Source organism: Nocardiopsis nanhaiensis, assembly GCF_054778635.1.
Map to the genome: position 1 here is coordinate 16812 of NZ_BAAGZJ010000009.1, position 15266 is coordinate 32077.

Consider the following 15266-nt stretch of genomic DNA (forward strand, 5'->3'; position numbering starts at 1 on the left):
GGGCCGTGCTAGCGGCGGTCGGCCAACCGCAGAAGGGCGGCGGCCAGCTCCTCGCCGCCCTCAGGGTCGCGTGAGATCACCAAGATGGTGTCGTCCCCGGCGATGGTCCCCAAGATGGCGTGGAAGTCGGTGTGGTCGATGGCCGACGCGAGATACTGGGCCGCGCCCGGCGGGGTGCGGACGATGATCATGTTGGCGGAGGCCTCGGCCGAGACGAGCAGGTCCTCGGCCAACCGGGTGAGCCGGGCGCCCGAGACTTGTTCGAGGCCGAGGCTGTCAGGGCGGGTGCGCTGCAGGCGTTCGCCGCCCTCCCCCGGCAGCACGTAGGCCAGATAACCGTCGGCGGTGCGCAGTTTGACCGCGCCCAGTTCGTCCAGGTCCCTGGACAGGGTGGCCTGGGTGACCTGGACACCCGCCTCCGAAAGACGCCTGGCTAGTTCTCCTTGCGACCGGACGTCCTCACGGGTGAGGACATCGGTGATGCGCGCGTGTCTTGCGGCCTTGGTCATCGGCACCGTCGTGCCGCTGTGGTCGTTGGTCATCACTCGTCAGCCTGGGGGTTGTCGCTGCGGTCGAGGAGGAAGGCCAGGAGTGCCTTCTGCGCGTGGCGGCGGTTCTCGGCTTCGTCCCAGACCACGCTCTGGGGGCCGTCGATGACCCCGGCGGTGATCTCCTTGCCGCGGTAGGCGGGAAGGCAGTGCAGGACGAGCGCCTCGGGTGAGGCCGCGGTCATGAGCTCCTCGTCGACGGCGTAGGCGCGGAAGGGCGCCTCACGGTCCGCCTTCTCCGCCTCCTGTCCCATGGAGACCCACGCGTCGGTGGCCACCGCGTCGGCGCCTTCGACGGCCTCGCGGGAGTTCGTGGTGACGGTGACCGATCCACCGGTGCCCGCCGCGATCTCGGCGGCGCGGGTGAGGACGACGGGGTCGGGGTGGTAGTCCTCCGGGGCGCCGATCCGCACGTGCATCCCGGCGGTGGCGCCGCCCAGCAGGTAGGAGTGGGACATGTTGTTGGCTCCGTCGCCGAGGTAGGCGAGGGTGAGCCCGGCCAGTGTGCCCTTGTACTCGCGGACCGTCTGGAGGTCGGCGAGGATCTGGCACGGGTGGAACTCGTCGGTGAGGGCGTTGACCACCGGAACGGCGATGTGCCGGGCCATGTTCTCCATGTCGGCCTGGGCGAAGGTGCGCCAGACCACCGCGCCGACCTGGCGCTCCAGAACCCGCGCGGTGTCCTCCAAGGGCTCGCCCCGTCCCATCTGGGTGGTTCCGCTGTCCAGGACGATGGGGTTGCCGCCCAGGTCGGCGATGCCGACGGAGAAGGACAGGCGGGTCCGGGTCGAGGGCTTGTCGAACATGAGCGCTACGGAGCGCGGCCCGGACAGCGGGCGGAACCCGAAGCGGTCCCGCTTCATCTCGTCGGCCAGGTCGAGGACGCGGGCCTGCTCCTCCGGTGTGAGGTCGTCGTCTCGCAGGAAGTGGCGGGGCATGTCTACTTCTCCTTCGTCGCGGCGGCCTCGGCGGCGTCCAGGATGGTCGGCAGGGCCTCGATGAACACGCCGATCTGCTCGGGTGTGATGACCAGGGGCGGGGCCAGCCGGATCGTGTCGGCCGTGACGGCGTTGACGAGGAAGCCGCGGACCATCGCCTGTTCCTGGACGTGGGCCGCGTACGGCCCGGTGAGTTCGATGGCGCGCCAGAGTCCGCTCCCGCGCTGGCCCGCGAGAAGGGGGTGGTCGACACCCTCGATCTGTTCGGAGAGAAGGTTGCCCATGACCGAGGTGTGGGCGAGCAGGCCCTCGTTCTCGATCGTGTCGATCACGGCGAGGGCGGCCGCGCACGCCACCGGGTTGCCGCCGAAGGTGGATCCGTGGTCACCCTTTTGGAAGGCGTCAGCGAATGCGCCGAAGCCGACGCACGCTCCGATGGGGAGCCCGCCGCCCAGGCCCTTGGCCAGGGTGAGGACGTCGGGTCGCACACCCTCCTCCTGGTGGGCGAACCACCGGCCGGTGCGGCCGATGCCGCTCTGGATCTCGTCCAGGACGAAGGCGGCGCCGGTCCGGTCGCACAGCGCGCGGACACCGGCGAGGTAGCCCTCCGGGGCGGGGACGACCCCGGCCTCTCCTTGGGTGGGTTCGACGAACACCGCGACGCAGTGACCGTCCACCGCCTCGCTCAGGGCGTCGAGGTCGCCGTGGGGCACGAAGCGCACGTCCATACCGAAGGGACCGAAGGGTTCCCGGATGGATTCCTTGCCGGTCAGGGCCAGGGCACCGGAGGAGCGGCCGTGGAATCCCTGGTCCGTGGCGACGAAGTAGTGGCGGCCCGGAGCCGCGGCCCGCTTGACCAGCTTCAGGGCGGCTTCGTTGGCCTCGGTACCGGAGTTGGCGAAGAAGACCTTGGCGTCGCCTCCGACCAGTTCGACCAGGCGTTCGGCCAGCTCGACCTCGCGCTCGTGCACGAAGAGGTTGCTGGTGTGGGCGAGGGTGGCCGCTTGGTGGGCGACCGCCTTGACCAGGGCGGGGTGTCCGTGACCGAGGCTGGAGACGGCGATCCCCGCGATGAGGTCGAGGTACTGGCGGCCGTCGGCGTCGTAGGCCTCACAGCCCCGACCGAGGGAGAGTGCGACGGGCGGGACGCCGTAGTTCGGCATGAGCGAGGCGGCGAACCGGTCCCTCAGGTCACTGCTGGTCACTGTGCGCCTCCTGGCTGCTTGGTGGTGTTGTCGGTGGGGCGCCAGGGGCGCGGGTAGTGGCCGTTGCCGCTCAGGAGTTCGGCCTCCAACACCTCGTCGGCGACCATGGTGCCGACCCCTTGGTCGGTGAAGACCTCGAGGAGCAGTGAGTGCGGGACCCGGCCGTCGATGATGTGGGCCTGGGGCACGCCGCCCTCGACCGCCTTCAGGCACGCCTCCATCTTGGGGACCATGCCCGAGGAAAGGGAGGGCAGGAGCGCACGCAGCTCGTCCACGTTGAGTCGGCTGATCAGGTCGGTGTTGGCCGGGAAGTCGGCGAACAGCCCTTCGACGTCGGTGAGCATGATGAGCTTGCTCGCGCCCAGGGCGACCGCGAGCGCCGAGGCCGCGGTGTCGGCATTGATGTTGTACACGCCGCCGTCGTCGGCACGGGCGACGCTGGAGACCACGGGGATGCGCCCGTCCGCGATGAGCGCGGACACCGCGCCCGGGTTGACCCCGCTGACCTCGCCGACCCGGCCGATGTCGACGGTCGATCCGTCCACCTCGACGCTCTTGCGCTCGGCGTACAGGAGGTTGGCGTCCTCTCCGGACATGCCGACGGCGAAGGGCCCGTGCTGGTTGATCAGGCCGACGATCTCCCGGTTGACCTGTCCGGTGAGGACCATACGGACGATGTCCATGGCCTCGTCGGTGGTCACCCGGAGCCCGGCGGTGAAGGTGGACTCCACGCCGGAGCGGTCGAGCATGGCGCTGATCTGCGGCCCGCCGCCGTGGACGACGACCGGGCGCAGGCCCGCGTAGTGGAGGAAGACGATGGACTCGGCGAAGCGGACCCGCAGTTCCTCACTGATCATGGCGTTGCCGCCGTACTTGACCACGACGGTGCGGCCGTGGAAGCGGGAGAGCCAGGGCAGCGCCTCGATGAGGTTGGCGGCCTTGTCCATGGCCTGGACCTGGTCCTGTGTGGGGTCGTCGGAGGGACGCGAGTTCATCAACCTGCCTGCTTGTCCTCGTGCTGCTGGTCTGGGGTAACGGGGGCTTGCACCCGGTCGGAAACGCCTGTTCAGTCGGAGACGTCTGCCCCCACCTGTGCCGCGAGCTCCTCGCACACCTGCGTGAGCAGCGCGGAGACGCCCTCTTCGTCAGGGGTGGTCTCGCCCGCGCCGCTGGCCATGAGCAACACGGTGTCGTTGGTACCGGTGAGCGGAGCAAAGGTCTTCGCGGTCGCGGTGGCGACCAGGCGCTGGCACTGCGTGTCGCTGAGGGCGGCGTCGGTGGTCAGGACGCACAGGACGGCCCCGAGCGAGCTGTCCGGCCCCTTGGCCATACCGCCCACGGTGACGCCCCCGCCGCGCCGGAAGGCGATCTTGGCCACGGTGTCGTCGGTCCGGATGGCGTCGGCGGCGGGTAGTCCTCCGCCCCGCTCCGCCTCGGCGAGCGCAGCTCCGACCCCGGCGTTCAGGGTTTCCACGGGCAGGGGTGTGCCGACGGGGCCGGCGGAGCAGAGCACGATCTCGGCCGCGGAGTCATCGAGCAGTTCGCCGGCGTTCTCGGCCGCGGAGTGGACGCCTTGGAAACCCAAGGGGCCCCTGCCCGCGTTGGCGCAGCCGGAGTTGAGGACGGCCGCGCGCACGCGTCCGCCCGAGACGACCTGCCTGGACCAGAGGACCGGCGCGGCCGGGTCGGGGTGTTCGGTGAAGGCCGCTCCGGCCGCGCGGGCAGGGCCGTCGTTGACGACGACGGCGACGTCCCGGGCGCCGTCGGTCCTGAGGCCGGCGGCCACGCCCGCGGCGCGGAAGCCCTGGGGTGCTGTGACACTCACGTCGGGCCCTCTTCCTAGGGTGCGACCGCGGCAAGCGGGAGGCCGGTGACCTCGGGCAGGCCCAGGGCGATGTTGGTGCTCTGGATCGCGCCGCCCGCAGTGCCCTTGGTCAGGTTGTCAAGAGCGGCGACGGCGACCATGCGGCCCGCGTCGGCGTCCACGGTGACCTGCACGAGAGTGGTGTTGGCGGCCACCGTCATGGCGGTGTTCGGCCAGGTGCCCTCGGGGAGCAGGTGGACGAAGGGTTCGTCGGCGTAGGTGGTCTCGTAGGCGGCGCGGACCTGGTCCGCGGTCACGCCCGGTTTGAGGGGCGCGGTGCAGGTGGCGAGGATGCCGCGGGGCAGGGGTGCGAGGACCGGGGTGAAGGAGAGCTGGACCTGTTCGCCGGTGACGGCGGTGAGGTTCTGGACGATCTCCGGGTTGTGCCGATGCGCACCACCGACGCCGTAGGGGCTGAGCGCGCCCATGAGTTCGCTGCCGACCAGGTGGGGCTTGGGTGACTTGCCCGCGCCGGAGGCTCCGGTGACGGCGACGACGGTGAGGTCGGTCTCGACCAGCTGCTGGGCCAGGCCGGGAAAGAGCCCGAGGGTGGCGACCGTGACGTGGCAGCCGGGCACGGCGACCCGGCTCGCCCCGGCGAGCCGCTCGCGCTGCCCGGGGAGCTCCGGGAGACCATAGGGCCAGGTCCCGGCATGTGGTGTGCCGTAGAAGCGTTCCCAGGCGTCCGGGTCGCTGAGGCGGAAGTCCGCTCCGCAGTCGACCACCAGGACACCGTCGCCGAGCTGCTGGGCGATGTCCGCCGACTGGCCGTGCGGCAGGGCCAGGAAGACGACGTCGTGGCCGCGCAGCTCTTCGACGGTGGTGGGTGAGAGGATCCGGTCGGCCAGCGGCAGCAGGTGCGGCTGGTGCTGGATCAGGGGGGTACCGGCGTTGCTGCCCGCGGTGACGGCGCCGATCTCGATCTCCGGGTGCCCTAGGAGCAGGCGCAGCAGCTCGCCTCCGGCGTAACCGCTGGCTCCGGCGATGGCCGCTGTGTATCCCATACTGAGACCCCCTGATCGAGTTCGACTGAACCAGCATGCATGGTACTGCAAGTTTATGCAAGCAGGGTCGCGGGCGGATCACACCGTCCCGGATCGGGTATTCGCCCCGGGCACGGACTCGGAACCGAGGGGTGGAAGGCCAGCAGACCGACCGGGTGCCCGCCTAGTTACCCGGTATCCGGGTCGCCAGGTCGGCCAGGCGTGAGGTGTGTCCCCCGCCTTCGGTCCTGGACTCGCGCCGGTCGGCCGTGCGGTACAGGCCACGCACCACCCGCGTTCCCATCCAGCGCAGTGGCTCGGGCTCCCATCCGCGCACCTCGTGCCCGACCCACGGCAGCCGGGTCAGGTCGGTGTTGCGGCCCAGGATCAGATCGCGCAGGGTGCGCCCGGCCAGGTTGCTGGTGGACACCCCGCTGCTCGCGTAGCCGCCCGCCCAGCCGAGGCCGGACTCGGTGTCCAGGTTCACGGTCGGAGACCAGTCCCTGGGCACACCGAGGACCCCCGACCAAGCATGTTCGATGGGAACGTCCGCGACGTCGGGGAACATCCCCGTGAGCGAACGCCAGAGTTCGGCGATGGCCTGCGGCTGGGTGGCGCCGTCGTTGCCCTGCGGGGAGCCGATACCTTGCGGAACTCCGCGGCCCCCGATCGCTATACGGTCGTCGGCGGTGCGCTGTGCGTAGACGTAGGAGTGCGCCGTGTCCCCCAGGACCTCTCTCCCCTCCCAGCCGATCTTCTCCCAGAACTGAGGGGCGATCGGCTCGGTGGCGATCATCGAGGAGCACATCGGGCGCCACCGGCGGCGCTGGCCGCGCAGTGTGGAGGTGAAGCCCTCGGTGGCCCGGACGACGTGGCCGGCGGAGACGGTGCCGTGCTCGGTGACCACGCTCGGGGTTCCGCTTCCCGCGCGGGGCCGGATCTCCGTGACGGGAGTCCCCTCGAAGATCTCCACGCCCAGCGCCTCGACCACCGAGGCCAGCCCGGTGACCAGCTTGGCGGGGTGGAGACGCGCGGCGTGCGGAGAATAGCCGGAGGCCACCGCGCCGTCTACTGTGAGCCGGGGTTCGCGGTCGGAGTCCACCATGTGGATGTCGTCGGGCCAGTACCCCCAGTCCTGCAGGTACTCGATGTGCTGCTCGAGCCGCTCGCGCTGGGCCGCGTTGCTGGCGATCAGGCGCATGCCGCCCTTGACGATGTCGGCGTCGATATCCTCGGCCGCGGCGACCGAGACCACCTCGTCCACGGTGTGCATCAGTGCGCGCTGCAAAGCCACCATGGCCGCCTTGCCGTGTGACCGCGCGTAATCCTCCCGAGAGCCCCCAAAGTCAGCGGAAAGCCACCCTCCGTTACGACCGGAGGCTCCGAAGCCGGCGAACTCGCGTTCGATCACCGCGACCCGCAGGTCAGGCTGGTCCTTCTTGAGGTAGTAGGCGGTCCACAGGCCCGTGTAGCCGGCCCCGACGACGCAGACGTCATACTCCGCATCGCCGGGAAGAGGGGCCCTGCGCTCAGGCAAGCCGGTCTCGCAGAACCAGAAGGAGACTCCGCCGTTGGCGAAGCGAGAGGATCGGGGAATCGGCCTCATCTGGGCAGCAGTGGCGAACAGTCTCATCATTCCCCCGGAACCTCAGTGCTCCCGACCCACCCCGAGTTGGGTCCCCGAACTGGGCCCAACCTACATGGGAACGAAGGCCCGTGGGATGTCATCTGTACTTTCGCGACGGCCCCCACCCACGCACGGCGGGAATTCGACTACGGAGAGTTCCGGTGCGCGACTCCGGTCAATCACAGGAGCTGTCACGGAGAGTACGCGCGAGCGTGGCAAGTTGTCGAACCCCGCCGCCCCCGAGCGGGGTAAGCACGTGCTCCCGGAGCCGTTCGAGGTGTCTGGCCCTGGCCACCTCGATGAAGGCGAGCCCCTGCTCGGTGAGGGTCGCGTAGACGACTCTGCGGTCGCTGGCACAGTTGTGACGCTCCAGGTAGCCCTCCCTCTCCAAACGGTCTGCCAACTTGGTGAAACCGCCCGTACTGAGACTCACTTCGCGGGCCAGGGCGCTCATCGGCAACTGGTATCCGGGAGTGCGCTGGAGGCGGATGAGAACCTCGAACCACGGGCCCGCCATGTCACGTCCATCCGGAGTGATCCCGCGCAGCAGCTTCGGCTGTATCGAGTTCATCGCCTCCGCCACCAGACCCCACGCGGTGATCAGGTCGTCGTCGCTCGGCCCGGCGCCCCGCTGCGAGCCCGGATCTACATCGGTCGGCTGTACCGCCATGCGCTTCCCCCTGTCGTGCCACCGGGGAGGCCGACCACAACCTCACACCGGAGAAGTATCTTCCTAGTAAATATTACTCCAGGATAGCAATCCGAGACAGTGTTTTCCTAGGAAAATAAATAACCCACCGGCGCCACGTTCGCCACCGGTGGGTCCTACAGGGTCCGTTTCGAATGTGGAGCCCGGTTCTCCGGGCTCCCACCCTCAATGACGGGCCATCACCGCGTCCAGGGCCGCCGAAAGCGTGGAAGCAAGGTGGTCGATCTGCTCCCAGGTGACGATCAGAGGCGGTGAGACGAGCAGGGCCTTCGGTACGGGTCGGACGATGACCCCGCGGGTCCGCGCCTCCGCGAAGACCTCGGCGGTGGTGATCCCCCGGTCAACGAGCGCCTCCTCCGTGAGTTCGACGGCGCCCATCACCCCCGTACCGGATCGGACCTCCGCTACCAACGGGTGGTCGGCCAGGCCGCGGAGCGCGACGTCCAGGTGGGTCTCCACCTCACGGGAGACGGTGAACAGGTCTTCACGCTCCAGGATGTCCAGGTTGGCCATGGCCGCCGCGCAAGCGGTCGGGTGCCCGGCGTAGGTGGTGCCGTGCAGGAACGGGTTGCCCGACTCGTTCCAGAACGGGTCCGCCACCGGACCGCTGACCACGACGCCGCCGAGCGGCAGGTAACCGCTGGAGACGCCCTTTGCGAAGACGATCATGTCCGCGTTCACACCGAAGCGCTCGATCCCGAACCAGTTCCCCATCCGGGCGAAGCCGCAGATCACGCTGTCCACGATGAACAGCACCCCGTACTTCTGGCAGATCCTCGCCACGTCCGTGAAGTAGTGCTCCGGCGGGATGAAAACACCGCCGGCGCCGATGACCGGTTCGGCGAAGTAGGCGGCCACCCGCTCCGGCCCGACCCGCAGGATCTCGGCCTCCAGCGCCGCTGCCGAGTCGTGCGGGACCACGGAGGTCTCCTCGATGAGCTTGCCGTAGCCGGTACGGAAGCGCTCCATCCCGATGATGCTCGTGCCGAACCCGTTGAGGCCGTGGTAACCACCGGTCCGGCTGATGAGGTGGGTGCGTTCGGGCTGCCCCTTCACCGACCAGTACCGCCGCGCCAGCTTGGCCGCGGTGTCGATCGACTCCCCGCCCCCGGAGGTGAGGATGACCCGCGCGTCCTCGACCGGCGCGTGCTGCGCCAGCCGCTCGCTGAGCTCCATGGCCGGGACGTTGGCGAAGTCACCGTAGACGGTGTAGGCGTCCAGGGTGCTCATCTGCCGGTGGACCGCGTCGGCGATCTCGGCACGGCCGTGGCCGACGTTGCAGTACCAGAGGCTTGCGGTGCCGTCGAGGTAACGATCGCCGAACCGGTCCCAGAGCCACGCGCCCTCGGCGCTGGCCACCACGAACTCCGGGCCCTTGGCCACGGCGTTCATATCGCAGAAGGTATGCCAGAGACGGCTGGGCTCCCGGTGTTCCCTGGGAGTGAGCGCGGACGAGACAACCGTTTCGGTCATATGGCGACCTCCGAGCCGTGACATGCGCGAGAGTGCGCAGCGGAAAACGGATCTGACCCCTTACCCGGGCGCCCAGGTTGTGGCAGGTGATTGCAGGCTAAGCGGGGAGACCGCCCCGCAGCAAGAGCCAAAACGAGCTTTCATGCCCCGAAACCCAAACTTCATTCCGGCTACCCTCGGCAAACAGCCCCAAAACCCCTACTGTGCAGGAAAAACAGCCCCATAATTTTTTTGAGATCGGGCCTCGTCCGTCAGCCGTTTCGCAACACACCGGGCCTCCTAGAGCCCCTCTGCACGAGGCGCCCGACGCCGTGGAACACACTCAAGCACACGAAGGCGGGGCGGGTCTCCCCTTCCGGAGGACCCGCCCCGCCCCAGCGTGTCAACAGTGTGTTTCCTGAGTTCAGCCGCGGAGTACGGCGCCCGTACGCTCGGTGGCCAGAGCAACGGCCGCGTCGCGCGCGGCACCGGCCTCCTCAGCAGTCAGCGTCCGGTCGGCGGCGCGGAACCGCAGGGCGAAGGCGACGGACTTGCGGCCCTCGCCCACCTGCTCACCGGTGTAGACGTCGAAGAGGCGCACGCTCTCCAGGAGCTCGCCCGCGCCCTCGGCCAGGGCGGCGCTGACCGCCCCGACCGGCACTGACTCGTCGACGGCCAAAGCCACGTCCTGGGTCGCCACCGGGTAGGTGGACACCTCGGGGGCCGTGCTCTCGGTACGGGCCCGCTCGACCAGGTCGAGGTCGATCTCCATGGCCGCACCGCGCTCGGGCAGGCCGAACGCCTTGATCGTGCGCGGATGCAGCTCACCGGCGTGACCGATGAGCGTGCGCTCACCCGGCACCCGGACGTACAGTGCGGCGCAGCGGCCGGGGTGCCACGGTTCCCGCTTGTCGGCCTCGACCTCCAGCTCCACACCGGCCACACGGGCGATGTCCCGGGCGGCCTGGATCGCGTCGGCCCACGAGGCCGGTCGGCCCTTCCCCCACCATCCGTCCCGCTCAGCGTCACCGGCGAGCACGACGGCCGCTCGGCGCGGTTGCCGGGGCAGGGCGGCCTCGATCTGGGCGAGTTCCTCGGTGCTGGGCCCGCGGTCGACCGGCAGGAGCGGCGCACGGCCGGCACCGGGCTCGGGCAGGTAGACCAGACCGGCCTCGAACAGCGCCACGTCGGTGGCGCCGCGACCCACGTTGCGGGCCAGGGCCTTGAACAGGCCCGGCAGCAGCGTGGTGCGCAGCAGCGGTTCCTCGTCGTTCAGCGGGTTGGCCAGCCTCAGGGTGTTCCTGCGCCGGTCGTCCGCCGTGAGCTGGAGGCCCTCGAGGTCGCGCTCGCCGAGGAACGGGAAGCTCAGCACCTCGTTGTAGCCGGTGTCAGCCAGGATCCGCCCGACCGCGCGCCGCAGGCGCTGGCCGGAGGTCAGCCCTCGTCCGGAGCCCCGGGGCCGGATCGAGGGGATGTTCTCGTACCCCTCGAAGCGGATGATCTCCTCGGCGAGGTCGTTGGGGTCGGTGAGGTCGGGCCGCCAGGTGGGCGGCGTGACCCGCAGAACGTCTCCGTCGGCCTCGACCGCGCAGCCGACGGCGCGCAGCCAGCGCTCGCTGGTGCCCTCGGGGTAGTCGACCCCGGCCACATCGCCCGCGTGCGACGCCGTGACCACGATGGGTTCCCGTGGAGCGGACTCGTCGACGACCGTGTAGGCAGTCTCCACCGAGGCGCCGCCGAGCTCGGCCAGCAACTCGACCGCGCGGGTGGCCGCGGCAAGCTGCTCCGCGGCGTCGATGCCGCGCTCGAACCGGCGGGAGGCCTCCGAGGACAGCTGGTGCCTACGGGAGGCCCGCGCGATGCTCATGGCGTCGAAGTGCGCGGCCTCGACCAGGACCTGTGTGGAGGCCAGGCTGATCTCGGTGTCGAGTCCGCCCATCACACCGGCGATCGCCTGGGCCCCGGAGTCGTCGGCGATGACGATGTCGTCGGTGTCCAGGGACCGCTGGACGTGGTCCAGGGTCTCCAGCTTCTCCCCCGCCTCGGCCTGGCGGACGCGGATCGTGCCCTTGACGCGCTCGCGGTCCCAGGCGTGCAGGGGCTGGCCGAGTTCGAGCATCACGTAGTTGGTGACGTCGACCGCCAGGGAGACGGGGCGGATCCCGCTCTGGTGCAGGCGGCGCTTCATCCACAGCGGTGTGGGGGCCTCCGGGTCGAAGCCCGTGGCGCCGCGCAACACCAGGCGGTCGCAGCGCTTGGGGTCCTCCACGGCGCCCGGGTGGCCGGGCCCGGTCGGCGCGGGGACGTCGATCCGAGCGGGGTCGCGGAAGTCCACGCCGTACAGCGCGGCGGTGTCGCGCGCCACGCCCCGCACCGACAGGGCGTAGCCCCGGTCCGGGGTGACGGCGATATCGAGGACGTCCTCGCGCACGCCGAGTGCCCTGATGGCGTCGGCACCGACCTCGCCGAAGCCCTCGGGCAGCACCACGATGCCGCTGTGGTCCTCCCACAGGCCCAGTTCGGTGGCCGAGCAGATCATGCCCGCCGACATCTTCCCGTAAGTCTTGCGGGCACCGATCCGGAAACCCCCGGGCAGCTCGGCACCGGGCAGGACGACGATGACGAGGTCGCCCTCGGAGAAGTTCCGTGCTCCGCAGACGATCTCCTGCGGCTCACCGGTCCCGTTGGCCCGGCCCACGTCCACCTTGCAGTAGCGGATGGGCTTCTTGAAGCCGGTGAGCTCCTCGATCTCCAGTACACGGCCGAAGACGACGGGCCCGGTCAGGTCGGAGCCGAGCTCGTCGACGGTCTCGACCTCCAGACCGGCGAGGGTCAGGCGGGAGGCGAGGTCACGGGCGGAGACGTCGGCCGGCAGGTCGACGTACTCACGCAGCCAGGTCAGGGGGACGCGCATCAGTTCTCACTCCCGAAGGCCGAGGTGAAGCGGATGTCGCCCTCGACCATGTCGTGCATGTCGCGCACACCGTGCGCGAACATCAGTGTCCGTTCGATTCCGAGGCCGAAGGCCCAGCCGCTGTATACCTGCGGGTCCGCCCCGGCGGCGGTGAGTACGCGCGGGTTGACCACGCCGCAGCCGCCGATCTCGATCCACCCCTCGCTGGAGCAGGTGCGGCAGGGCTCGTCCGGGTTGCCCACGGACGTGCCACGGCACACGAAGCACTCCATGTCCACCTCGGCGGACGGCTCGGTGAACGGGAAGTAGGAGGCGCGGAACCGGGTCCGCAGGCCCGCACCGAAGACGGACTCGACGAAGGCGTCGATGGCGCCGCGCAGGTGCGCCAGGGTGATGCCCTTGTCGACGACCAAGCCCTCCAGCTGGTGGAAGACCGGGCTGTGCGTGGCGTCCAGCTCGTCTGTGCGGAAGGTCTTGCCTGGCGCGACCACGTAGACCGGCAGTTCCCGTGAGAGCAGCGCGCGGACTTGGACCGGTGAGGTGTGGGTGCGCATGACCAGGCCGGCCTCGCCCCCCTCAGGGCCCTCCACGAAGAAGGTGTCCTGCATGGTGCGGGCCGGGTGGTCGGGCTGGAAGTTGAGGGCGTCGAAGTTGAACCACTCCGCCTCGACCTCCGGCCCTTCGGCGACCTCGAAGCCCATGCCGACGAAGACGTCGGTCATGCGCTCGGCGACGGTGGTCAGGGGGTGGCGGGAACCACGGGGCGTGCGGTCCCAGGGGAGGGTGACGTCGACGCGCTCCTCGACCAGGACGCGCTCGTCGCGCTCGGCCTCCAGGGTTTCCTGGCGCGCCTTGAGCGCCTGCCCGACGTCGCGCCGGGCGCCGCCGACACGCTTGCCGGCGTCGGCCTTGGCGGCCGGGGGCAGCGCGCCGATCTCCCGGTTGGCCAGGGCCAGCGGGGATCGGTCGGAGGCGTGCGCGAGCCGGACCTCCTTGAGTTCGGTGAGGTCGGCGGCGGCCTCGATGGCGGCCAGGGCCTCCTCGCGCATACGGGCGACCTCGTCGGGGTGCAGGGGGGTCACCTCGACCGGGTCGAAGGAATTGTTCGGTGCTGACATGGTTGGTTGCCTCGCCGTCACCGCTCCCCCACGGATAAGGGGGCGGGACAGCAGTCACGGTCCGCGCGATGCGGACGAAGCCGACAGGAAAAGCACAGGCGGTTTTCGGGCAGCCCGGGAAAGGTCCGTTGCGGGGTCCGGGACATGCCGTGACGCCCGCCGTGGAGGCCGAATGGTCTGAGGGCTCAGACGAACTCGGGCGTCCCGGCGGGCATGGTAAATCGGAACTCGGCGCCGCCGTCGGGGGCGCGTCCGACGGTGATCGTGCCGCCGTGGGCCTCTACGAGACCCTTCACGATGAACAGTCCGAGGCCGGTCCCGCCACGGCGCTTGCTGCGCCAGAACTGGCGGAAGACGCGCGGAATGGTCTCGGGTGCAATGCCCTGGCCTTCGTCGCGCACCGACACCGCTGCTCCTCCTTCACACGGCTCGATCACAACACTGACAGTACCAGCGCCGTGCCGCAGTCCGTTTTCCACGAGGTTGACGAGGATCTGTTCGAGCTTGTCGGCGTCCAGCCACATCTGCGGGAGTTCGCCCCGCGTCTCGACTCGGAAGCGGTCCTCCGACTCGCCTGACGCGACGCGGCTGGCCACGACGCGGCGCACGGCGGTGTTGAGGTCGATCACCTGGCGGCGGACCTCCAGGCGCCCGGATTCGATGCGGGAGACGTCGAGCAGGTCGTGGATGAGGCGTGTGACGCGGTCCGCGTCCGCGTTGACCGTCTCGAGCATGAACAGCTTCTGTTTGTCGGTGAGCCGTTCCCACTTGTTGAGCAGGGTGGAAGTAAAGCCCTTAACGCTGGTCAGCGGGGAACGCAGTTCGTGCGCGACCTCGGACACGAGGTCGGCCCGGGAGCGTTCGGCCCGCACTGAGGCATCTCGGAGCGTGACGACGAGGCGCACGAGCGCGCCGCCGGGCCGGGCCCGCACGTAGCGGGCCGCGACGAGGATCTCGCGGTCGTCGGGCAGGCACAGGGCACGTTCGGACTGGCGGGTGCGGTTGCGGTCGCCCCCGTAGGGGTCGCTGGCCTCCCACCAGTCATGGCCGTCGAGCCCGGTCAGGGACAGGACCGCGCGGTAGTCGCGGCCCAGCGCCGACTCGACGGGGACCCCGGTGAGCTGCGCGGCCTGGATGTTGAAGAGGACGACCCTTCCGCCGGCGTCGGCGACGACCACGCCGTCGGGCAGGTCGTCCGCGCCCAGAGAGCTGCTGCCCGGATTGGCGGAGGCGGTGTCGACGTCCCATAGGGCGGGTGCGGACCCCCGCCGAGCCCCGGATCGAATGTCCGGTTCCGGCTTATGATCCGTTTCAGCGGGAATGCCGGTAGTGGGTTCAGGCCCTGGAGCGGGATCCTCCGAGGAGCGCGCTGTCGCACCTTCGGAATCCTCCGCCGGTTGGTCCACCTGCCGGCCGCTGCCCACGCCTCTCCCCGCTCCCCTCCGAAGCTCCGCGACACCAGGATTCCTGGGTCGGGATCGCTGACCGGTCGTGTCCGTCGTGCTCTCCCCTGGACACCACCGCAGATCTACCCTGCACTCCCACCTGGTACGCCTCCTGACTTGGGATACGGCGCCACCCGGGGGGACGTCGGCGGTCACCGTGCCCGTCACCCGCGCGGAGACCGCCCGGCATCCGTCAGCACCGGGGCCCACCCTCCGGAGCTTCGAGCTTCGCGTACTTGCGTGGCCAAGCCTGCCGTGCCCCAGGGCCACGCGCACCCTCCTACCCGTGACGCGGGTCGCCTGGGGATGGCCTAGCGAGATGCGCATGAACCACCGTGGTGATGGCCCGACCCTACCGACACTCGGGGCCCGTGCACGTGCATTTTGGATGGTTCAGACAACCTGTTACCGAGCGTACATACCGGCCGATCCTACACCCCCGCTCAAGGGTGGTTCGATTACC

At 69.9% G+C, this 15266-nt stretch carries 12 protein-coding genes; all 12 read right to left on the reverse strand.

From position 1 onward, the window contains the following. Positions 1-8: 8 nt before the first annotated feature. The 12 genes from ACYVD1_RS06160 to ACYVD1_RS06215 all read right to left on the reverse strand — a co-directional run bounded on the left by ACYVD1_RS06160 (position 9) and on the right by ACYVD1_RS06215 (position 14782). Positions 9-542 carry an arginine repressor gene (locus ACYVD1_RS06160; RefSeq protein ID WP_460768992.1) on the reverse strand — a complete coding sequence of 178 codons (534 nt, stop codon included), beginning with the start codon at positions 540-542 and terminating at the stop codon, positions 9-11. Then, the gene (argF, locus tag ACYVD1_RS06165) at positions 542-1486 is read right to left on the reverse strand and encodes an ornithine carbamoyltransferase (RefSeq protein ID WP_460768995.1); all 945 of its coding nucleotides are present in this window, start codon (positions 1484-1486) and stop codon (positions 542-544) included. Before argF ends, ACYVD1_RS06160 begins: the two co-directional genes overlap by 1 nt. Positions 1487-1488: 2 nt before the next feature. After that, positions 1489-2691: an acetylornithine transaminase gene (locus tag ACYVD1_RS06170; protein WP_460768998.1), complete on the reverse strand. Its 1203-nt coding sequence runs from the start codon at positions 2689-2691 to the stop codon at positions 1489-1491. Next, entirely contained in the window at positions 2688-3686 is a 999-nt protein-coding gene (gene argB, locus ACYVD1_RS06175) for an acetylglutamate kinase (RefSeq protein ID WP_460769000.1), read from the reverse strand. Before argB ends, ACYVD1_RS06170 begins: the two co-directional genes overlap by 4 nt. A 71-nt stretch (positions 3687-3757) precedes the next feature. Then, complete coding sequence (locus ACYVD1_RS06180; protein WP_460769003.1) at positions 3758-4516, reverse strand: bifunctional ornithine acetyltransferase/N-acetylglutamate synthase; 759 nt, start codon at positions 4514-4516, stop codon at positions 3758-3760. Between the two features lie 14 nt (positions 4517-4530). Beyond that, positions 4531-5559 carry an N-acetyl-gamma-glutamyl-phosphate reductase gene (gene argC, locus ACYVD1_RS06185; RefSeq protein WP_460769007.1) on the reverse strand — a complete coding sequence of 343 codons (1029 nt, stop codon included), beginning with the start codon at positions 5557-5559 and terminating at the stop codon, positions 4531-4533. 163 nt (positions 5560-5722) lie between these two features. After that, the gene (locus ACYVD1_RS06190; protein WP_460769010.1) at positions 5723-7144 is read right to left on the reverse strand and encodes an NAD(P)/FAD-dependent oxidoreductase; all 1422 of its coding nucleotides are present in this window, start codon (positions 7142-7144) and stop codon (positions 5723-5725) included. A gap of 196 nt (positions 7145-7340) precedes the next feature. After that, positions 7341-7835: a MarR family winged helix-turn-helix transcriptional regulator gene (locus tag ACYVD1_RS06195; protein ID WP_460769014.1), complete on the reverse strand. Its 495-nt coding sequence runs from the start codon at positions 7833-7835 to the stop codon at positions 7341-7343. 204 nt (positions 7836-8039) lie between these two features. After that, entirely contained in the window at positions 8040-9266 is a 1227-nt protein-coding gene (locus tag ACYVD1_RS06200) for an aminotransferase family protein (RefSeq protein ID WP_460769161.1), read from the reverse strand. 484 nt (positions 9267-9750) lie between these two features. Next, positions 9751-12240 carry a phenylalanine--tRNA ligase subunit beta gene (gene pheT / locus ACYVD1_RS06205; protein ID WP_460769019.1) on the reverse strand — a complete coding sequence of 830 codons (2490 nt, stop codon included), beginning with the start codon at positions 12238-12240 and terminating at the stop codon, positions 9751-9753. After that, entirely contained in the window at positions 12240-13358 is a 1119-nt protein-coding gene (gene pheS / locus ACYVD1_RS06210) for a phenylalanine--tRNA ligase subunit alpha (protein ID WP_460769022.1), read from the reverse strand. The genes pheT and pheS overlap by 1 nt, the downstream gene beginning before the upstream one ends. A gap of 185 nt (positions 13359-13543) precedes the next feature. Continuing rightward, positions 13544-14782, reverse strand: a complete 1239-nt coding sequence (locus ACYVD1_RS06215) for a sensor histidine kinase (protein ID WP_460769024.1) — start codon at positions 14780-14782, stop codon at positions 13544-13546. Between the last annotated feature and the right edge of the window lie 484 nt (positions 14783-15266).